The sequence below is a fragment of the Sphingobium sp. DC-2 genome (assembly GCF_000722555.1).
Taxonomy (GTDB): domain Bacteria; phylum Pseudomonadota; class Alphaproteobacteria; order Sphingomonadales; family Sphingomonadaceae; genus Sphingobium; species Sphingobium quisquiliarum.
Genome location: NZ_JNAC01000051.1, coordinates 150620 through 165357, shown reverse-complemented (window position 1 = coordinate 165357; position 14738 = coordinate 150620). Strand labels below are relative to the sequence as shown.

The window sequence follows — 14738 nt, the reverse complement described above, 5'->3', positions numbered from 1 at the left end:
GCGCGCCGCTCACCGGCATTTCTCCATTGCCTGGCGTGCCAGAGCGGACAGGCGGGGCAGGGCTTGGGCGCGTTCGCGTGCATGGGCTGATGCGGCGGTGCCGCGTATCACGCGCCCCTTGATGCCGTGGAAGATCGCCGCCAGCCGGAAAAAGTTGAAGGCGACGTAGAAATCCCAATTGGGAATGCCGGTGCGGCCGGTGCGTGCGCAATAGGCGGCGACATAATCCGCCTCTGACGGGATGTTCAGCGCCTGGAGGTCCGCCCCGCCCAGCCCCGCGACGATATCGGGAGGCATCTGGTACATCATCGCGTGATTGGCGAAGTCGGCAAGCGGGTGCCCAAGCGTCGAGAGTTCCCAGTCGAGCACTGCCAGCACGCGCGGCTCGGTGGGGTGGAAGATCATATTGTCGCAGCGGAAATCCCCATGGACGATGCTGCTTTCCTCGCCAGCGGGAATATGATCCGGCAGCCAGGCGATCAGCGCGTCCATGTCCGGATCGCGCCCGGCATCCTGATCTTCCAGATATTGGCGCGACCAGCGGCCGATCTGCCGCGTGAAATAGTTGCCCGGCCTGCCATAATCTTCCAGCCCAATCGCGGCATGATCGATGCCGTGCAACTGCGCGATCGTGGCGTTCATCGCGTCGAAATAGGCGGGGCGCTCGTCGCGGGACACGGAGGGGAAGGTGGCATCCCAGAAGATGCGCCCTTGGACCATTTCCATGACATAGAACCAGCTGCCGATCACGCTTTCGTCAGTGCACAGGCCATAGACCCGCGCCACCGGAAAGCCGGTGCCGCCCAGCGCCGTCAGCACCCGCGCCTCGCGATCGACCGCATGCGCGCCCTTTAGCGTAGTTCCCGGCGGCTTGCGCCTGAGCACATAGCTGCGGCCCGGAGTCACCAGCTTGTAGGTCGGATTGGATTGCCCGCCCTTGAACTGCTCGACCGTCAGCGGCCCCCGATAGCCCTCGACATGCGCCGTCATCCAGCGCTCCAGCGCCGCCTCGTCAAAACGATGGGCGTCGCGCACCGGGCTTGTCCCGGCATTGGCCTCCTGCCCCAGGGCGCTCACGGCTGTTCCGTCCCGGCTTGCGCCGCTTTCCAGTCGCGCTTGATCTTCTTGGCGAGGCTCCATTTATGAACCTCGGTCGGGCCATCATAGATGCGGAAGGCCCGGATCTCACGGAATACCTGCTCCACGATCGTGTCCTTGGTGACGCCCATGCCCCCCATTACCTGGACGCAGCGATCTGCGACCCGCATCAGCGCTTCGGACACCGCGACCTTGGTCATGGAGCTTTCGGCCGTGCCAAGCGACCCTGTGTCCAGCACATCCGCGCACCAATCGATCATCAGTTCGGCCTGTTTCAGGTCGATGAGGTTTTCCGCGAGCATGAAACCCACGCCTTCATGGTCGATCAGCGTCTTGCCGAAGGCCATGCGCCGGTTGGCGTAGTCGGTCGCGATCTCATTCGCGCGAATGCAAGCGCCCAGCCATCGCATGCAGTGCGACAGCCGCGCCGGGCTGAGGCGCACCTGCGCATATTGGAAGCCTTCGCCAGAATTCCCCAGCATCTGATCGGCGGGCACCCGCAGATTGTCGATGGTCAGCACGGCATGGCCGCCGGGCATCGAACTGTCGATCGTGCCGGGGATATGGTCGATGCGGATCGCCGGGTCGGGCAGGTCGACCAGGAACATGCAGGCGCCGTCCGCCGACTTGGCCATGACGATGCCGATGCCCGCGCCCTCGGCGCCGGTGATGAAGGCCTTGCGCCCGTTGATGACCCAGTGATTGCCGTCCTGATGGCAGGCCGTCATCATCATCGACGGGTCGGAGCCAGCGCCGCCCTCCAGCGCCGGTTCGGTCATGAAGAAGGCGGACCGGGTGCGTCCTTCGACCAGGGGCCTCAGGAACCGCTCCCTGATCTGCGGGCTACCGACCTTGCCCAGCAGATACATATTGCCCTCATCGGGCGCAGCCGTGTTGCAGGCGAGCGGACCCAGGGGCGACAGGCCTGTCTTTGCAAGCACGATCGCGGTCTCGCGCTGGGTGAGGTGACTGCCGTCCGGCAGGATGTGCGGCGTCAGAACCCCGGCTTCGCGCGCCTTCTGCTTGAGTTCGGCGACCAGTTCCTCCGCCGGGCAGTCATGATGGTCGCGGCGGGGGTCGGTTTCATAGGGCGCCACCACATCGCGGACGAAGGCTTCCACCCTGGCCGCGATGGCGGCGGTGCGCTCTGGTCCGGCGCCGCTCATTTCGGCGCCATCCTGATCGCGCCGTCCAGGCGGATGACCTCGCCGTTCAGCATCGGATTGGCGACGATCTGCTCGACCATCAGCGCATATTCGTCAGGCTGGCCGAGACGGGCGGGGAAGGGGACCTGGCTGCCCAGCGAATCCTGCGCCTCCTGCGGCAGGCTGGCGAGCAGGGGGGTGAGGAAGATGCCCGGCGCGATGGTCATCACCCGGATGCCGTAGCGGGCGAACTCGCGCGCGATCGGCAGGGTCATGCCGACGACCCCGCCCTTGGACGCGGAGTAGGCGGCCTGGCCGATCTGGCCGTCGAAGGCGGCGACGCTGGCGGTGTTGACGATGACGCCGCGTTCCTCGACGCCCACCGTGTCGGCATCGTGGATGCGCGCCGCGAACTTTGAAAGGACGTTGAAGCTGCCGATCAGGTTGATCGTCACGATCTTCGAAAAGTCCGCGAGCGGGATTGCCTTGCCGTCGCGGCCGATGACTTTCGCCGGAGGGCCGATGCCAGCGCAGTTGACGAGGATGCGCGCCTTGCCGTTCAGCGCCTCGGCTTTCTCGATCGCGGTTTCCACGGCGGTTTCGTCAGTGACGTTGACCTGTGTGAAACGGCCGCCGATCGCCTTCGCATGCGCTTCGCCCAGTTCGGCGTTCAGGTCGAAGATCGTCACCTTCGCGCCTGCCCTCGCGAGTCGCGCTGCGGTCGCGCCGCCCAGGCCCGATGCGCCGCCGGTCACGATGGCGGCAACTCCTTCGATAATCATGCAAACCCCTTTTCGGACGATCAGTTGAGTTCGATAGCCATGGCGGTCGCTTCGCCGCCGCCGATGCACAGCGACGCCACGCCCCGTTTGAGCCCGCGATTTTGAAGCGCGGCGATCAACGTCGCCACGATGCGCGCGCCGCTCGCGCCGATCGGATGACCAAGAGCGGTCGCGCCGCCGTTGACGTTGAGCTTGTCCGCCGGGATGCCGAGGTCTCTCGCCGCGATCATGGCGACGACGGCGAAGGCCTCATTCACCTCGAACAGATCGACATCGTCCACCGACCAGCCGGCCTTGTCCAGTACCTTGCGGATCGCGGGCACGGGCGCGGTCGTGAACAGTGCGGGCTCATGCGCGTGGGCGGCTGTGGCGGCGACCGTGGCGACGATGGGCAATCCGTGGCTTTCGGCGACGCTTTTGCGCGTCAGCACGAGCGCGGCTGCGCCGTCGGAGATGGACGACGCATTCGCGGCGGTGATCGTGCCGTCCTTGACGAATGCTGGTTTGAGGGCGGGAATCTTGTCCGGCTTTGCCTTGCCCGGCTGTTCATCGGTATCGACGATCGTGCCGCCGTTCCGGCCGGGGACGGTGACGGGCGCGATCTCGCGCACGAAAGCGCCAGCCTCGATCGCCGCCCTGGCCCGGTTGAGCGAGCGGATCGCATAATCATCCTGCTCCTCGCGCGTGAACTGATAGTCGCGCACGGCCTGTTCAGCGAAGACGCCCATGGCCTTGCCCGGTTCATAGGCGTCCTCAAGCCCGTCCATCATCATCGTGTCGATGACGCGGTCATGGCCGATGCGCGCGCCGGAGCGGTGCTTGGGCAGGGCATAGGGGGCGTTCGTCATGCTTTCCATGCCGCCCGCGACGATGATCCCGGCGCCGCCAGCGGCAAGCGCTTCGGCCGCCATGATCGCCGCCTGCATGCCCGATCCGCACATCTTGTTGACCGTGGTGGCGTCGACCGACCGGGGAAGGCCAGCGCCCAGCGCCGCCTGCCGTGCGGGCGCCTGACCAAGCCCGGCGGGAAGCACGCAGCCCATATAGATGCGGTCCACAGCGTCCGGCGGCACGCCCGCGCGCTCGACAGCGGCCTTGACCGCAACCGTGCCGAGTTCAGTGGCCTTGAGCGCCGAAAGCGCGCCCTGGAAACCCCCCATCGGGGTGCGGGCATAGCCAGCGATAACGACAGGATCGTCCTGCATCCTTGCTCTCCTATTATGGCCTTAGCCTTACCTGACGATATAACTCACTGGTAGGCGGGATATTCACTCATGAATATTGCGCCTGCGGCGGCGCAGCCTTGTACGCTCATGCCTGAGCATCTCATGGCCGCGAAGAACCACCAAGTGCGAACATGACCAATTTGTCCGCTGCGGGATCAAACCAGGGCCGCCGGTCATTTGGTCATTCAGCACAAGACAGGATGGCAGCGCATGATCCGTTCCTTTCTCATCGGCCTGGTGGCCGGGCAGCGCGGAATCATTCCGCTTGCATCGATCGCGCTGGCGACGCGGCGCCGTGCGCTGCCTGTTGCGCTTCCGCTGCAACGGCTGCTCCGCAATCCGTTTGCCGCTGCGGGAACGGCGGCTCTGGCGGCTGCGGAGATGGCCGGGGACAAGATGAAGTCGGCGCCCGACCGGATCGTGCCCGCCCGTCTCGCCGTGCGGGCGATCACGAGCGCCTATGCAGGAGCCGCCCTCGCCCCGCGCGGCCAGCGAATGTTGGGCGCTGCCGTGGCGATGGGAACGGCTTTGACCTCATCCTATGTTGGCTGGCGTCTGCGTTGCGCGGCCATGCGGCGCTACGGCCAGACCGCTACCGGCTTCGTCGAGGACGCCATCGTGCTGAGTACCGGAATTGCGGTGGCGAACCCCGGTCTGCTGGCGCGCGGGAGTTGACGCTGGCGCGGCGATGGACGCGGGCGAGAGGCTGCGTTCGTCGTCAAGGCGGACCAGGCGAAGCAGGGTAGGCGAGGGAAATCTCGCGAATGAAATATCAGATTGGATGAAGGGTGTTGGGCGGTCAGCTGGCGAGTTTGAGGACGGCCACTCCGCCGACGATCAGCGCCACGCCCAGGAAGCGGAGAAGCGAGGCGGGATCGCCATAGACGATGATCCCCAGCGCGAATGTGCCTGCCGCACCGATGCCGGTCCACACGGCATAGGCCGTCCCCATCGGGATCTGGCGCTGCGCCAGCCAGAGGAGCGTGCCGCTCACCATAATGAAGACAACCGCCAATGTGATGCCGGGCAGGCGTTGTCCGGGCGACTGCGCCATCTTCAGCCCGACGGGCCAGCCGATTTCGAACAGGCCGGCGGCAAACAGATATATCCAGCTCATGCGCGTCTTCCCATCCCTTGCCATCACGGACGCCGCGGGACTTGCGGGACGGCCGGAACTGCGCAATAAGAATACGCATGTATTGGAATTAGGCAAGCATGCTATGGGGCGCAACAAGAGGATCGATCGCGGCGCTGTCCTCGATGCGGCGGAGGCGATCGTCGTTGCGCGCGGCGCGGCTGCGCTGACCATAGGCGCGGTCGCTGCGGCGTCCGGTATCACCAAGGGCGGGGTCCAATCCTGCTTCGGCACCAAGGAAGCGATGCTTGCCGCCATGCTGGGCCGCTGGATGCAAGAGGAGCGCGCGCTGTTCGAAGCGGCCGCCGGGACATCGGCGACCACCGGCGAACGCGTGGCGGCGCATGTGGCGACGACCAGGCGCTATGCCGACGGCAAGCACCGGCGCGCGGCCAATCTGATCGCGGTCCTGCTGCAATCCGGGGCGCATCTGGACGAGGTGCGCCGATGGTATGGCGAACGCGCGGTTCCAGTGGCCGCCGATGACCCAGGCAGCCGGTTGGCGCGGCTGGCATTCTTCGCGACGGAGGGCGCGTTCTTCCTGCGCTATTTCAACCTGCTGCCGATGTCCGCGGCGGAGTGGGATTCCATCCTGGCCGACGCTCAAGATCTTGCGGTCAGTTGACAGGCGGCGCTGCTGCGGCAGGCCGTGAAGGACCAGCGCCTTGAGGGCTGGGATCGATCAAACCTCGACCGCCTTTCCCGCGCGGCCATCCTGCCCGAAAATCCGCAGGTATCGCTCGATTTCGGCAGGATCGCCGGTCGCCTTGGAAGGATTGTCGGAGAGCTTCACGGCGGGACGCCCGTTGGCGCTGGTCACCTTGGCGACGAGGGAGATCGGCTCCAGCCCATGCCCGCCAGCGGGATCGCAGCCGCGAAAGTCGTTGGTGAGGTTGGTGCCCCATCCGAAACTCATCCGCACCCGGCCATGAAAGTGGCGATACGTCGCTTCGATGCTGTCGATGTCCATGCCATCGGAAAAGATCAGCAGCTTGGTGCGGGGATCGCGGCCATGCGCCTGCCACCAGGCGATGATCTGCTCGCCGCCCTCGATCGGGGGCATGGAGTCGGGACGAAAGCCGGTCCAGTCGGCGAGCCAGTCGGGCGCATTGCGGAGGAAGGCGGTGGTGCCGAAAGCGTCGGGCAGCGCGACCAGCAGGTTTCCGTCATAATGCGCCTGCCATTCCTCCAGCACCCGGTAGGGCGCGGACGCCACCCCGGCATCGTCCCCGGCAAGGGCGGCCAGCACCATCGGCAGTTCATGCGCGTTGGTGCCGATCGCTTCCAGATCATTGTCCATCGCGAGCAGCACGTTCGAACTGCCGATGAAGCGGCTGCCCAAACCTTCCTTGAGCGCCTCCACGCACCAGCGTTGCCAGAGAAAGCCATGGCGGCGGCGGGTGCCGAAATCGGAAAGGACGAGGCCGGGAAGCTGGCGCAGCCGTTCGACCTTTTCCCAAAGCTTGGCCTTGGCGCGGGCGTAGAGCACGTCCAGTTCGAAGCGGCCCTTGCCCCTGAGCGCGGCGCGCGACCGCAGTTCGTTGACGATGGCGAGCGCCGGGATTTCCCACATCGTCGTGTGGGTCCACGGCCCGGCGAAGTGCAGTTCGAACTGGCCGCCGGTCTTGCGCAGTTCATAGTCCGGCAACTGGAAACCGGCCAGCCATTCGATGAAGTCCGGCGAGAACATGCGTTTCTTGCCATAAAAGCTGTTGCCCGCGAGCCAGATCAGTTCCTTGTTGGAGAAGCGGAGCGTGCGGGCATGGTCGAGTTGCTCGCGCAGCTCCGTTTCGTCGATCACGTCCGCCAGCCGTACCGATGTGCTGCGGTTGATCAGCGAGAAGGTCGCCTGCACGTCCGAATGCAGGTGCCGGATCATCTGCAACATCAGCAGCTTGTAGAAATCCGTGTCGAGCAGGCTGCGAATGACAGGATCGAGCCGCCAGCTATGATTATAGACGCGAGTGGCGATGTCGGTGACGGGCATGGTCGATCCTCAGCGGGTGGCGAGGTGGAAGGCAGGGGCGGCCAGCGCTACGAATATGCGATAGCCCCGGTCAAGTTCCAGAAGCTCTGCCGGGATTGGAGCGCGCCGGATTAAGAGTGATGATATTCGCCGCCTGCTGCGCATATGGTAGGAAATGCACCATGAACCATTTGGAGCCGGAATCCTTCGCCAAAGCGGCTCCAGCGGACGGAGATGAGGCTTGAACGCAAAGGCGCTGTTCACCCTTTCGGCCATTTACCTGGCGATGGTGGGCTTCGCGCTCATGATCGTGCCGTTGCAGTTCGGCCGCGGCGCGGTTCCGCCGGACGCCAGCCCCGAACTTGTCGCCCTGCTGCGGCTGCTGGGCGGGCCGTTCCTGGGGATCGCCGTGCTCAACTGGCTGTCGCGCAATGCTGATCCTTCGGAAATCCGCCCTGTGGTGCTGGCGAACATGATCGGTTTCGGCGCTGTCGCCGCCAATGACGCGTGGGGCGTGGGCAGCGGAGAAGCGCGGGACATCGCGAAATATTTCCTGCTGCTCCATGGATTGTTGACGGGGGCCTTCGCCATCCTTGCCTACAGGATCCGCGCGAAGGCGGCGTGAACAGGTTGCAGGCGCGGCCAGCAGCGCAGCGCCATGTCCAGATCCGGCCGGGTGCGGCCCCTTACGTTGCATCCTGCGATCCGCTATGTGCGCTTCGATAGCGGCAGGGGTGGGTCGAAATGAAGCTGGTGATTTTGGGAGCGACGGGAACAACCGGGGCTCTGGCGGTGAAGGAAGCCCTGGCGGCGGGCCATGAAGTGCTTGCCTATGTCCGCAATCCTGCCAGGCTTGCGCCTTCGCCCGGTCTCACCATTGTGACCGGGCCCGTCGAAGATGCAGCGGCAATGACCGCCGCGTTCAAGGGCGCCGATGCCGTCCTTTGGTGCCTTGGCGCGCGCTGGGCGCCGGTCATGCTGTTCAGGCGGGTGGATTTTCAGCAAAGAACCTTGCCACGCGTCATAGAAGCCATCAACAATGCGGGCGTGAAGCGCTTCGTCCTCATGTCCTCACTGGGCGTCGGCGATACGGCGTCCAGGCAATCCCCCATGCTCCGCCTTCTGCTCACCGGCATCGTCGCGAGGAACCTGTTCCGTGACAAGCAGATCGCGGAACGGGCGCTTGATGATTGCCGTGCCCGCTGGACGGCGGTCTATCCCGTTGTGCTGAAGGATGGACCCGCCGAACCCGATTGGGACCTGATTCCCATCGACCGGGTGAAAAAGGTGCCGGGAAATCCCACTCTGACCTTCGCCACGGTGGCGAGGGCGCTGGTTGCTCTGACGCTCGAACAGGGCGAAGCCGGGGCCAAGCTGCTGCTCGCGCCGAAGGGCCAGTGGCAAGGCTGACGCACTCGACCGCGTTCCCATAAGGAGAGGGACGCGGCCGATCCGGGGAGGGCGCTTTCCCGCTGATTGTGCTAAGCCGTCAACATATTTGAAACCAAGGATGATTCACCGAAAATGAACAGTCGAATTGCCTGCCCCGCGCTGCGTACGAAGGTCATGAGCGGGGAAGAGGCCGCCGCCCTCATCGATCCGGGCAGCACCGTGGGGATGAGCGGGTTCACGGGGTCCGGCTATCCCAAGGCAGTGCCGCTCGCGCTTGCGGCCCGGATCGAAGCGGCGCATGCGGCGGGCGATCCTTTCCGCGTGCGCGTCTGGACGGGCGCGTCGACAGGGCCTGAGCTGGACGGCGCGCTGGCCAAGGCGGACGGCATCGAATTCCGCCTGCCCTATAATTCCGATCCGGTCGCGCGCGAGAAGATCAATGCGGGCCAGATGGATTATTTCGACATGCATCTGAGCCAGGTCGCGCCGATGGCCTGGCAGGGTTTTCTGGGCCCGCTCGATACGGCGGTCGTCGAGGTGTCGGGCATCCGCCCGGACGGCAGCCTCATCCCTTCCTCCTCCGTGGGTAACAACAAGACCTGGCTCGATCGGGCGCAGAAGGTGATTATCGAGGTCAACCGCTGGCAGAATGAAGCGCTGGAGGGGATGCACGACATCTATTACGGGACGGCGCTGCCGCCGCATCGCGTGCCCATTCCGCTCACGCAGCCCGACGACCGGATTGGCGATCCGGGCTTCCGGTGCGATCCAGAGAAGATCGTCGCCATTGTCGAGACCGATGCGCCGGACCGCAACCTGCCCTTCGCGCCGCCTGACGCCACCGCGCATGCCATTGCGGGCCATCTGCTCGAATTCCTGCGGCATGAGGTGGCAAGGGGCCGCCTGCCCGCCACGCTGCTGCCGATACAGTCGGGTGTCGGCAATATCGCCAATGCGGTGCTGAGCGGGCTGGTGACCAGCCCGTTCGAGCAGATGACCGCCTATACGGAGGTCATTCAGGACGGCATGCTGGACCTGCTGGATTCCGGCAAGCTGCTGATGGCGTCCGCCACCGCTTTTTCGCTGAGCCCGGAAGCGGCCGCCCGGATCAATGCGGACATGGCGCGCTATCGCGACAGGATGATCCTTCGCCCGCAGGAGATCAGCAACCATCCCGAACTGATCCGGCGGCTGGGCTGCATCGCCATGAACGGCCTGATCGAGGCGGACATCTACGGCGCGGTCAATTCCACCCATGTCATGGGTTCGCGCATCCAGAACGGGATCGGCGGGTCGGGCGACTTTGCACGCAACGCCTATATCTCGATCTTCATGACGCCCTCGACCGCCAAGGGGGGCAGGATCTCCGCCATCGTGCCGCAGGCGAGCCATGTCGATCACATATCGCAGGACGTGCAGGTGCTGGTGACCGAACAGGGCCTTGCCGACCTGCGCGGCCTCAGCCCCAGGCAGCGGGCCGCATTGATCATCGAAAACTGCGCCCACCCGGACTATCGCCCGGCGCTTGCCGACTATTTCGAGCGCGCCCGCAAAGGGGCCTATGGCCAGCATTCTCCGTCGCTGCCCGGCGAAGCGCTGTCCTGGCACCAGCGCTTCATCGATACCGGCTCGATGCTGGCATGAGCCAGTTCCTCCGTGGGGCGGCGGCCTTTTACGCGGCCTCCCCATGTTAGTCAGGGCCGCGGTTCACCCATAGCATTTCGGAACCCTTGGGTAACGACAATGGTTGGGCATGCATGGCGCGGCTTGCTGCAAGGCTCGTTTGACAAACAGGCGGAAGGGATTGCGAGCCTATGGCGCACAGCTTCGCTCCCCATGAGCGGCCCCTTCTGCCGGGCTCTCCCGCGACGCCCGATCATCCGCCTGCCCGCCGCGCCGCATATTTCGCGATCGGCACCCTGCTGGGGTTGACCGGGGGTCTGGGCAACGGGCTTCTCATCGCCAATCTGCCGCAGATACAGGGTTCCCTTGGCCTCACCTCCGTCGAGGGGGCGTGGCTGACCGCGATCTATTCGATGACGAGCGTGTGCATGAGCCTGCTGCTCATCAAGTTCAGGCAGCAATTCGGGCTGCAACGCTTCATCAGAATGTCGCTGCTCGGCTTCCTCACCGTCGCGGTGCTGCAACTGTTCGTGCACAGCTATGCCGTGGAACTGATCGTCCGGGGCGCGGCGGGGATAGTGAGCAGCGGCCTTACCACCCTCTGTTTCTTCTACATCATGCAGGCCATGCCAGCGACCGCGCGTCTGGCGGGCATGATCATCGGCTTTGGCCTGTCGCAGGTGGCCTTGCCGCTGGCGCGCGTCATTTCGCCCATGCTGCTCAGAAATGGAGAGATACAGAATCTGTTCGTCCTTGAACTGGGGCTGACGCTGCTTTGCCTGGGGTCCGCCGCTTTGCTGCGGCTGCCTCCGAGCGAGCGGATCAAGGCGTTCGAGCCGCTCGATTTCCTCACCTTCTGCCTTTTCGCGCCGGGCATGGCGCTGCTTTGCGCGGTGCTTGCGCTGGGGCGCGTGGTGTGGTGGACGACGCCATGGCTTGGCTATGCGGTGGCGGGGGCGATCCTCCTTACCGGCGCTGCCCTGCTGATCGAGCATAACCGCGCCAATCCGCTGCTCAACACGCGCTGGATGCGGACGCGCAACGTGCTGCGCTTCATCGCGATCGTCGCGATCATCCGTATTCTGCTGTCGGAACAGAATTTCGGGTCTATCGGCCTGCTGACCCTGGCGGGGATGACCAACGACCAGCTCGTGACATTGAACCTGATCGTTACCCTGGCGGCTGTCGCGGGCATCGCGGCGGGCGTGCTGACCCTCAACCCCAAGGATCTTCTGTGGCCTGTCGTCGTTTCGGTCGCGATCATCGCCATCGGCGCCTTCATGGACGCGGACGCCACCAACCTGACCCGCCCGGCCAATCTCTATGCAAGCCAGGCCCTGATCGGCTTCGCGGCGCTGTTCTGGATGGGCGCGGCGACGATGGTGGGCATATTGCGCGCCCTTTCGCGGGGACCCAGCCATATCGTCAGCTTTTCCGCCGTGTTCGGCATGGCGCAGACGATCGGCGGCCTTGCCGGGACGGCGCTGCTCGGCAGTTACCAGATCATGCGGGAGCGCCTGCATTCGCAGGAGATCGTGGAGACGCTGAGCGCGACCGATCCGCTGGTCCTGCAACGCATCCAGCAACTGGGCGGCGCCTATGCGCGGACGCTGGGCGATCCGCTGCTGCGGCAGGCGGAAGGAGGCGCGCTTTTCGCCCAGCAGGTCAGCCGCGAAGCGAATATCCTGGCCTATAATGACGTCTTCTTCCTGATCGGCGTAGTGGCGTCGCTCGTCACGCTGTGGCTGGGCGGGCGATGGATCTATTTGCGGGCAAAAGGCATCAATCCGGTTGCTGAGGAGTTGGTCGCGATGCAGCGGATGCGGGAGCGAGCGGCGCAATGAATGAACTGTCCAGAACGCCCCAGCCGGAAACGAAGGGACGGCTGGACGATCCGGTGGAGGTGCCGGACCAGCCATCCGCGGATACGGATGCGGATGCGCCGCGGCGGGGCTGGGCGCCGCCACGGGGGAGCCGCCGGGCCACCATTTTCTTCGTGGCGCTGCTGATCGCGGGCGCGCTGCTTGCCCTGTACGCCTGGGACCTGCCTCCATTCCGCCGTTATGTGCAGGAGACGGACAACGCCTATGTGCGGGGGCAGACCACGATCATCGCGCCGCAAGTCAGCGGCTATGTGACGCAGGTCCTCGTCCGCGACTATGACAATGTGAAGCAGGGACAGATACTCGCGCGGATCGACGATCGCATCTACCGGCAGCGGGTGGACCAGGCGAAAGCCAATCTTTCGACGCAACTCGCCACATTGGCGAACAGCCAGCAGAACCAGCGTTCCCGCGAGGCGGCGCTGGGCGGACAGGATGCGGCGATCGCCAGCGCAAGGGCGCAATTGTTGCGCGCGCAGGCGGACATGCGGCGCGTCAACGAACTGGCGGACGAAGGATCGGTGTCGGAGCGGGAGCGTGACCAGACCCGCGCCGCGCTGGCGCAGGCGGAAGCCGCCGTGCGGCAGGCGCAGGCGCAACGCGCCATCGGCCGGGAGGAAGTGCAATCGGTGCTGGTCGGGCGCGGCGGGCTGGAAGCGGGCGTCGAAAATGCGCGGGCGGCGCTCCGGCTGGCGGAGATCGACCTGTCGAACACCATCATTCGCGCGCCGCAATCAGGCAGGCTGGGCGAAGTGTCGGTCCGGCTGGGCCAATATGTGACGGCGGGCAGTCAACTCATGTTCCTGGTGCCGCCGGCCATTTGGGTTTCGGCCAATTTCAAGGAGCGCCAGACCGCGCTCATCCGGCCGGGACAGCCCGCCAGCTTCACCGTCGACGCACTGAACGGCGCCGAAATCAAGGGGCGGGTGGAAAGCCTCGCCCCGGCGGCAGGCAGCGAATTTTCGGTGATCCGGCCCGACAATGCGACCGGCAATTTCGTCAAGGTGCCCCAGCGGCTGACCGTCCGCATCGCGATAGACCGGGACGATCCGCTCTATCGCCGGTTAAGCCCCGGCATGTCGGTCGAGGCACGCGTCGTCACGCGCGGCACGCCAGCGCCGCGATGAAGGGGGCCCTGGCCCTGTGGAGCACGGCGGTGCTGCTGGCGGGGTGCACCGCGCCCGATCCGCCGCGTCCCGCATCGTCATCGGTCCGCCCGCCGCCCGGATGGCGGACGCCCTTGCCTGCCGCCGCCGCCATAACGCCGGGATGGTGGCAGGGCTTTGGCGATCCCGTGCTCACCAGCCTTGTCGAACGGGCGCTGGCCAACAACCCGGATGTGGCCATCGCCGCCGCGCGGGTTCAGGAGGCGCGGGCCAATGAGCGGCTTGCCCGCGCGCAGCTTTTCCCGTCGCTCGATCTGGGAGCGGGCGTCACGCGGTCGCGCAGCGCCGGTCCCCTGGGCACGTCCACGGAGACGACATCCGCTCAACCCCTGTTCCAGGCCGCCTATGAGGTGGACCTGTTCGGCCGGATCGCAAATCAGGTGGAAGCCGCGCGCCTGAGCGCTCAAGCGTCGGAAGCGGCCCGCGATGCGGCCGCCCTGGCGGTCGCGTCCGCCACCGCCACCGGATATGTGACGCTGCTTGGCCTCGACATGCGGCGGTCGGTGGTGCAGGCGACCATCACCTCCCGCGCGGAAGCGCTGCGGCTGGCGCGGTCCCGCGCGGAGGCGGGCTATACGTCCGACCTTGAACTGCGTCAGGCGCAGGCGGAATATGAAGCGGCGGCCCAGCTTCTGCCGCAGGTCGAACTCGCCATAGGGCGGCAGGAAAATGCGCTCAGCCTGCTGATCGGGGAGTCTCCGCGCGCCATCGGGCGTGGCGCGTCGCTCGACCGGCTGCGGCCGTTGGCCGTCCCCGCCGGTCTGCCGTCCGATCTGCTGCGCAGGCGGCCCGATCTGGCGCAGGCGGAGCGCACTCTGGCGGCATCGGACAGTTCGCTGGCTGCGGCCCGCGCGCAATATCTGCCCAGCATCAGGCTCACCGGCACGGCCGGGCTGACGCTGTCGACCGCGCTTAGCGACCCGCTGTCGATCTGGTCTCTGGGCGCCAGCATCCTTGCCCCCCTGTTCGAGGGCGGCCGGCTGCGCGCCAATGTGGAAGGGGCGGCGGCAAGGCGCGATCAGGCCGCCTTCGCCTACCAGCGGGCGGCGTTGACCGCCTTTCGCGAAGTGGACGACGCCCTGATCGGCATCGACCGCCTAGCGGCGCAGCACGTCCGGCTGGAAGCGCAGCGCAGCGCCCTGGCCGACGCGCTGCGCCCTGCCACGAACCGCTACAGGGCGGGCTACACGACATATCTGGAGCAGCTTGACGCCCAGCGGGCCTTGCTGTCGGCGGAACTGAGCCTCGTCCAATTGCGGGTCGACCAGCTCAACGCCCTGATCGCGCTTTATCAGGCAATGGGCGGCGGCTGGTCCGCCTGA

14 protein-coding genes are annotated in these 14738 nt (G+C 65.8%); 8 read left to right on the top strand and 6 right to left on the bottom strand.

The features are described from left to right. Positions 1–9: 9 nt before the first annotated feature. Genes ET21_RS0111525 through ET21_RS0111510 form a run of 4 tightly spaced genes read right to left on the bottom strand, consistent with a single transcriptional unit; the run spans position 10 to position 4230 of the window. Positions 10–1077, bottom strand: a complete 1068-nt coding sequence (locus ET21_RS0111525; protein ID WP_030539811.1) for a phosphotransferase — start codon at positions 1075–1077, stop codon at positions 10–12. Next, a complete protein-coding gene (locus ET21_RS0111520) occupies positions 1074–2264 on the bottom strand; it encodes an acyl-CoA dehydrogenase family protein (protein ID WP_030539810.1) in 1191 nt (396 codons plus the stop codon). Before ET21_RS0111520 ends, ET21_RS0111525 begins: the two co-directional genes overlap by 4 nt. Continuing rightward, a complete protein-coding gene (locus ET21_RS0111515) occupies positions 2261–3025 on the bottom strand; it encodes an SDR family NAD(P)-dependent oxidoreductase (RefSeq protein ID WP_030539809.1) in 765 nt (254 codons plus the stop codon). The genes ET21_RS0111520 and ET21_RS0111515 overlap by 4 nt, the downstream gene beginning before the upstream one ends. Positions 3026–3045: 20 nt before the next feature. Next, the gene (locus tag ET21_RS0111510; RefSeq protein WP_030539808.1) at positions 3046–4230 is read right to left on the bottom strand and encodes an acetyl-CoA C-acyltransferase; all 1185 of its coding nucleotides are present in this window, start codon (positions 4228–4230) and stop codon (positions 3046–3048) included. A 231-nt stretch (positions 4231–4461) separates the two neighbouring features. Between ET21_RS0111510 and ET21_RS0111505 the strand changes: the two genes are divergently transcribed. Further along, complete coding sequence (locus ET21_RS0111505) at positions 4462–4926, top strand: membrane protein (RefSeq protein WP_030539807.1); 465 nt, start codon at positions 4462–4464, stop codon at positions 4924–4926. A 124-nt stretch (positions 4927–5050) separates the two neighbouring features. Here the strand turns inward: ET21_RS0111505 and ET21_RS0111500 are convergent, their stop codons facing one another. Then, on the bottom strand, positions 5051–5368 hold the full coding sequence (locus ET21_RS0111500; RefSeq protein WP_030539806.1) for a multidrug efflux SMR transporter: 318 nt from the start codon (positions 5366–5368) through the stop codon (positions 5051–5053). 103 nt (positions 5369–5471) lie between these two features. Here ET21_RS0111500 and ET21_RS0111495 point away from each other — a divergent pair, with 103 nt between their 5' ends. Next, complete coding sequence (locus ET21_RS0111495) at positions 5472–6011, top strand: TetR/AcrR family transcriptional regulator (protein ID WP_030539805.1); 540 nt, start codon at positions 5472–5474, stop codon at positions 6009–6011. A gap of 57 nt (positions 6012–6068) precedes the next feature. Here the strand turns inward: ET21_RS0111495 and pncB are convergent, their stop codons facing one another. Next, positions 6069–7373, bottom strand: a complete 1305-nt coding sequence (gene pncB, locus ET21_RS0111490) for a nicotinate phosphoribosyltransferase (protein ID WP_030539804.1) — start codon at positions 7371–7373, stop codon at positions 6069–6071. 220 nt (positions 7374–7593) lie between these two features. Here pncB and ET21_RS0111485 point away from each other — a divergent pair, with 220 nt between their 5' ends. The 6 genes from ET21_RS0111485 to ET21_RS0111460 all read left to right on the top strand — a co-directional run bounded on the left by ET21_RS0111485 (position 7594) and on the right by ET21_RS0111460 (position 14738). Then, positions 7594–7977 carry a hypothetical protein gene (locus ET21_RS0111485; protein WP_030539803.1) on the top strand — a complete coding sequence of 128 codons (384 nt, stop codon included), beginning with the start codon at positions 7594–7596 and terminating at the stop codon, positions 7975–7977. Positions 7978–8096: 119 nt separating this feature from the next. Further along, complete coding sequence (locus ET21_RS0111480) at positions 8097–8762, top strand: NAD(P)-dependent oxidoreductase (RefSeq protein ID WP_030539802.1); 666 nt, start codon at positions 8097–8099, stop codon at positions 8760–8762. 114 nt (positions 8763–8876) lie between these two features. Beyond that, a complete protein-coding gene (locus ET21_RS0111475) occupies positions 8877–10388 on the top strand; it encodes an acetyl-CoA hydrolase/transferase family protein (RefSeq protein ID WP_030539801.1) in 1512 nt (503 codons plus the stop codon). 170 nt (positions 10389–10558) lie between these two features. Further along, the gene (locus ET21_RS0111470) at positions 10559–12211 is read left to right on the top strand and encodes an MFS transporter (protein WP_030539800.1); all 1653 of its coding nucleotides are present in this window, start codon (positions 10559–10561) and stop codon (positions 12209–12211) included. Beyond that, positions 12208–13377, top strand: a complete 1170-nt coding sequence (locus ET21_RS0111465) for an HlyD family secretion protein (protein ID WP_081856694.1) — start codon at positions 12208–12210, stop codon at positions 13375–13377. Before ET21_RS0111470 ends, ET21_RS0111465 begins: the two co-directional genes overlap by 4 nt. Continuing rightward, positions 13374–14738: an efflux transporter outer membrane subunit gene (locus tag ET21_RS0111460; protein ID WP_030539798.1), complete on the top strand. Its 1365-nt coding sequence runs from the start codon at positions 13374–13376 to the stop codon at positions 14736–14738. Before ET21_RS0111465 ends, ET21_RS0111460 begins: the two co-directional genes overlap by 4 nt.